The organism is Paenibacillus sp. 598K (genome assembly GCF_003851045.1).
Lineage (GTDB): Bacteria > Bacillota > Bacilli > Paenibacillales > Paenibacillaceae > Paenibacillus_D.
Map to the genome: position 1 here is coordinate 4,521 of NZ_BFBX01000300.1, position 874 is coordinate 5,394.

The window sequence follows — 874 nt, forward strand, 5'->3', positions numbered from 1 at the left end:
CAACCGTCCGGTGGCGGCGTCGCGGCGGCGGAATTCATTGCCGAAGCCGTCGCTGCCATGGCCCCGCTGCAGGTTGTGAATGCATTGGAAGCCGTGATTGTCGAGCAGCAGCACCGTCAGCTTGACGCCCTCCTGGATCGCCGTCAGCAGCTCCGAGTGCAGCATCAGATAGCTGCCGTCGCCGACGAGCGCATAGACGTCGCGGTCCGGCTCGGCCAGCTTCGCGCCGAAGGCGCCGCTCACCTCGTAGCCCATGCAGGAGAAGCCGTATTCCATATGATAGGTGCCCGGCTCGACTGGCCGCCACAGCCGCTGCAGATCGCCCGGCATGCTGCCGGCGGCGCAGACGATCACATCTGAGGGAGCCAACGCGTGCTGGATGATGCCGAGCGCCCTGGTCTGCACGAGCCCTTCCGCCGACTCCAGCGCGTGCAGACGATCCACCTCGCGGGCCCATGCCGCATGATGCGCGGCCAGCTCGCCTTCGCTATAGCTGCTAAGGTAACCGCTATCCTCAAGGGCGTGCTGAAGCGCCTGCAAGCCCGCTTTGGCATCCGCCGTCAGCGCCAGGCCGGACAGCTTGGCGGTATCGGCGCCGTTGACGTTCAGATTGACGAACCGCACGTCCGGGTCAAAGGCCGACTTGGACGCCGTCGTGAAGTCGGAGTAGCGGGTGCCGATACCGAGGATCAAGTCGGCCTCGCGGGCGAGTCGGTTGGCTGCCAGCGTGCCGGTCACGCCGATACCGCCCATATTAAGCGGGTGATCCCAAGGCAGGATGCTCTTGCCCGCCTGCGTCTCGGTCACCGGGATGCCGAAGCGCTCGGCGAAGGCGATCAGCTCTTGTCCTGCATCCGCATAGTGAGTGCCGCCG

1 protein-coding gene is annotated in these 874 nt (G+C 66.0%); it reads right to left on the reverse strand.

Annotated elements, in window-relative coordinates; genetic code table 11:
* Positions 1 to 874: thiamine pyrophosphate-dependent enzyme (locus PA598K_RS35190; RefSeq protein WP_260405772.1), on the reverse strand; the 874-nt coding region annotated here is incomplete at both ends.